This is a genomic window from Microcystis sp. LE19-41.2A (genome assembly GCF_027530405.1).
In the GTDB taxonomy this organism is placed as follows: Bacteria; Cyanobacteriota; Cyanobacteriia; order Cyanobacteriales; family Microcystaceae; genus Microcystis; species Microcystis aeruginosa.
This window is the reverse complement of record NZ_JAPZQJ010000065.1, coordinates 1-4,349: the sequence shown is the minus strand read 5'-3', so window position 1 is coordinate 4,349 and position 4,349 is coordinate 1. Positions and strand designations below refer to the sequence as shown.

General features: G+C 45.8%; 3 protein-coding genes and 1 pseudogene. 3 read left to right on the top strand and 1 reads right to left on the bottom strand.

Annotation, left to right across the window (positions count from 1 at the left end; genetic code table 11):
- Positions 1 to 205 (bottom strand): annotated as a pseudogene (locus tag O9290_RS02900) (hypothetical protein); the annotation flags it as partial.
- 103 nt (positions 206 to 308) lie between these two features.
- On the opposite strand from O9290_RS02900, the gene O9290_RS02895 reads away from it, so the two are divergent.
- The 3 genes from O9290_RS02895 to O9290_RS02885 all read left to right on the top strand — a co-directional run bounded on the left by O9290_RS02895 (position 309) and on the right by O9290_RS02885 (position 3,895).
- Positions 309 to 1,250, top strand: a complete 942-nt coding sequence (locus O9290_RS02895) for a glycosyltransferase family 2 protein (RefSeq protein WP_288059519.1) — start codon at positions 309 to 311, stop codon at positions 1,248 to 1,250.
- A gap of 289 nt (positions 1,251 to 1,539) precedes the next feature.
- Complete coding sequence (locus tag O9290_RS02890; protein ID WP_288059520.1) at positions 1,540 to 2,949, top strand: hypothetical protein; 1,410 nt, start codon at positions 1,540 to 1,542, stop codon at positions 2,947 to 2,949.
- Positions 2,950 to 3,190: 241 nt separating this feature from the next.
- Positions 3,191 to 3,895 (top strand): discoidin domain-containing protein, encoded by a 705-nt coding sequence (locus tag O9290_RS02885; RefSeq protein ID WP_288059521.1) that lies wholly within the window; start codon positions 3,191 to 3,193, stop codon positions 3,893 to 3,895.
- The last annotated feature ends 454 nt before the right edge of the window (positions 3,896 to 4,349 follow it).

The window sequence follows — 4,349 nt, the reverse complement described above, 5'->3', positions numbered from 1 at the left end:
GGGTTTTGGGTTTGGGGTTTGGGGTTTGGTGTTTCGGGTGTGGGGTGTGGGGTGTAGGGTGTTGGGTGTCGGGTGTAGGGTGTGGGGTGTGGGGTGTGGGGTGTAGGGTGTAGGGTGTAGGGTGTGGGGTGTGGGGTGTGGGGTGTAGGGTGTGGGGTGTGGTGTGTGGGGAGATGGGGAGAATAAATAAAAATAGTCTCCTCAATCCTGTCTCCTCAATCCTGAATGAAGATTGTTGATTTTTGCAGGAGGTCTAATCAAGGAACCGAGGTTATTTGGTAAGCTAAAACGGTAATCTTGACCCCCGAATGCCCGTGCTGATCAGTGTTGTCATCCCTACCTACAATCGCCAAGCAATTTTAAAAAAATGTTTACTAGCCCTAGAAAATCAGCGTTTAACCGATAATAAGGTGGAAAACTACGAAATAGTCCTTGTCGATGATGGCTCTACCGATGCGACGATCGCTTGGCTAGAAAGTCACAAAGGCAATTTACCCCATCTGCAACTGTGGCAACAGGATCACGGCGGACCGGCGCTCGCTAGGAATCTGGGGGTAGAAAAAGCTCGTGGTGATACGATTATTTTTATCGATAGCGATCTGGTAGTGACAGAAAATTTTCTCCAAGCCCATGCCGACGCTTTAACCGCCGGGGCAGCAAGTCTCGGCAGCGATCGCTTATTTACCTACGGCAGTGTCATTAATACCTGTAACTTCGAGCATCCCACCAGTGAACCCTATAAAATCACCGATTTCTCCGCCGCCTATTTTGCCACGGGCAACGTGGCGATCGCTAAAAAATGGTTATTAGCGGCGGGATTATTTGATACCCAGTTTCAACTCTACGGTTGGGAAGATTTGGAATTAGGGGTGAGATTGAAGCAATTAGGACTAAAATTAATTAAATGTCCTGAAGCCGTCGGTTATCATTGGCATCCCCCCTTTAGTCTCGCTCAAATTCCCAATCTCATCGATAAGGAAATTCAACGAGGACGAATGGGAGTGCTTTTTTATCAAAAACATCCCACCTGGGAAGTGCGGATGATGATTCAAATGACTTGGATTCATCGACTGTTGTGGGGTTTACTTTCCCTAGGGGGAACCCTGAATGAACGCAGCCTCTCCCCTCTGTTACAATGGTTGATCGATCGAGGTAAACCGCAATTAGCCCTAGAAATTGCCCGCATTTTTCTCAATTGGTACAACGTGCGCGGCGTTTATCAAGCTTATCGGGAAATGCAGCTTCAGTGAAATGTCTTGGCGAACACCGATGAAAGCGTTTCTTACAAAGACGAGGTGTCACTAACCCCGCCCTAAAACCAGAGACTTTGTACCTCACCATCGAGATAACTGCCCTAAGGGTGAACATTTGCCGATAAAAAACTGAATATTTGCTTTCTTTTTCTGATAATTGCTGCCACAATCAAAAGCAATCAGCATAAAGAGCGGCGGAAAACACTGACCACATTTGCCCCTTGTGAATTATCCTCTGAGATTGGGCATATTATAAAGTAAATTTTCCTAGAGGAGGAATCCCATAATGAATATCTTCGATATTTTAATCGGTTTTGTCGGTGGAGGTGCGATCGGGGGTGGGGCTTTATATGCCCTGCAAGAGGGAAAAATCAGGGAAGCACTACAGAAATATGAGAAAATTCAGGCGGCTTTAGGTAAAGCCGAAGAGGAGTTAAAAGACAGCAAAGGACAGTTAAAACAACTCGCTCTCTCCGAAGAACGGATTCGCAATATCGAAGCCACCTATAGAGAAGAAGTGGCTAAATTGCAAAAAGAATTAGAAGATAGCCAAGGACGTTTGCAAGAGATAGCCAGCGCAACTCCCGCTCAAGCCGTGGAAGTCGCCGATAAAACCCAAATTCAGCCACTTCAAGAGGAATACGAAGCTAAAATCGAGGAATTGCGCCAAAGCTATCAAAGTCAAATACAAGAGATCATAGACGGGAAGCAAGGGGAAATGGAAGCCCTGCGTCAAAGTCAACAGGAGCAGATTCTAGAATTAGAAAAGGGCTATCAGTCGCAAATTCAACAACTAGAACAGGGTTATCAAAGCCAACTGTTAGAATTACAAAACGCCCGCCAAACGGTAGTGGATGATCGAACCACTGAAATCGTCGAACCCTGGGATGATTTCCCCGATAGCCCCAGTGCCGAAGAAATAAATCCTTTTGATGGTTTTATCACCGAAGAAACCCTAGGATTGCCACCAGAATTTGCCACTGAAACGCCCCTAGAAACGCCGGTTTCCGAATCAGAATTCAGCAGTGAGATGAATCCTTTTGATGGTTTTATCACCGAAGAAACCCTAGGATTGCCACCAGAATTTGCCCCTGAAATGTCCCTAGAAACACCAGTTTTCGAGGAGACATTTGACGGTTTAAACAGCCCAGAAGAAACCTTAGTTTCTCCAGAAATGACTGGGAGCGAAGATTTTTACGTCATGGCAGAACCAGCAATCTCTGACTGGGAGATGTCCGCTGCTGAGATAGAATTTCTCAACAGTTTAACATTAGAGGAAGAAACGAGAACTATCGGTAGCCTAGAAGAATTATCGGGTAATTACGGTCAGATTCAAGAAACCGTTAGCAGTGACACCAGTTTCTCTGATTTATTAGCCCCCGATGCCGAAAAATTCGCTGATAACCAAAATTTTCTCGATGACTTATTTGCTGATACCTCTGACAGCAATAACCCCGAATTATTCGATTATTTTGCGGAAGAAACCCCTACAGTTGCATCTAACCGCCAAAATGTTGCTTCTGTTGCGAGTGACCAAGAAGAACTAGATTTCTTCAGTATGTTGGATAATGAAGAAATGGCTAATCTAGAATCCTTACCTTCTGACGAAGAACTGCCCCTTGATGATCTATTTAGCGATGATTTATTCTCGGATGGGGACAATAGCAAAACCACGAGGCTAGAATCTCATCAGTAGGCAGATTGCCCGCTATGAAGGCAGAAGACAGAATTTCTTCCCCACCCGATTTCTGGCTTCTGACTTTCCTAACTGCGCCACCAGATGGGCGTTTTCCCCGTGTCCCCCGATTCCCGTACTATAGAATAGTAAAAAAATCTACATCAAAAGTAGTGGACATTGGCAAAAAAACAAATATGATATAGGAGGATACGTTGTATCCTTTTGACTGTACCTAGCCTTTAAATAAGGAGATTTTCCCGTGAAACTCACTATCAAAACCCTTGTTTTATCCACTGCCACTTTCGGCTTAATGTGGGGTGTGGCACAAAACGCCCAAGCCGCTACTCTAATTCCTGGAGTCACTGCCTCAACGAACATATCAACTCAGTGGGCTCTAATCAATGCCGTCAACGGCAAGGGGCTGCCGGTTAACACTCCGAGTCTTACGGGAGTTCACGAGGAGTCGCTGAGTGATAATTCTTGGCGGTCAATTGTTTTAACTAACACGCCGCCGGGCAGCACAATTTCCTCAGGTACTATCACTTTTAATCTCAATGGTAGCTATAATCTATCTAAGTTTACTTTCTGGAACCTTGGCGGTAGTAGTGCCGAGCTTACCCGTCAGGGAATTAAAAATGTGACGATTCAATACTCCAACAACGGTGGAACAACTTGGAGTACCCTGAGTGGCGCTCCCAGTATGTTTGCTCAAGGAACTTTTGGTCCCGCTAATACCCCAGCTAGAAGTCAGACCCCACAGCAGTTCAGTTTTGCCTCAGTCGCTGCGACTAATGTTAGATTTACTAATCTGAGTAACTTTGGAGGGTTCACTAACCCCACCATGAACAATCGCATTGGCTTCTCAGAGATTCAGTTTGCAGGAACCAAAATCCCCGAACCTTCTTCCTTGCTTGCTCTGTTAGCCTTTGGTTTAGCGGGCGTTAGTTTGGGAAAAAGAATTTAACTTAGTGTCAGCATAATTCCCTCGCTAGAAGTCCCTCGCTTTTAGCGATGGGATGAATGCCGAACCTATAGACAATTCTCAAAAACCGATGCTCCGATAAACAGATCCTGACCACTATTCCTGAAGCGATAACCGAGCTTCGGCGGGTCGTGTTGCCAGGGAAAGTATGGGTCTTAGGAACTAGGACGGATGCCGGGGTCGGGAAGGTAAGACTGGCTATCTTTCGAGGTAGAAAGCGCATCCCATTGAAGCAGGAAGCTCTCAACGGAGTTGAGAGTAGTTCACTCTTTCGATAGGGGCTGCTGAAAAAGTGTTTCGTGGGGGCAGGGTGTGGGGTGTGGGGTGTGGGGTGTGGGGTTTTACCCATTTTCAGGTGGTCAATTACCTAATTTTCAGGGAAAAAATCCCTAAATTTTCCCCCCAATCACTCCAATGGTAGGCACTTTTTCAGGGA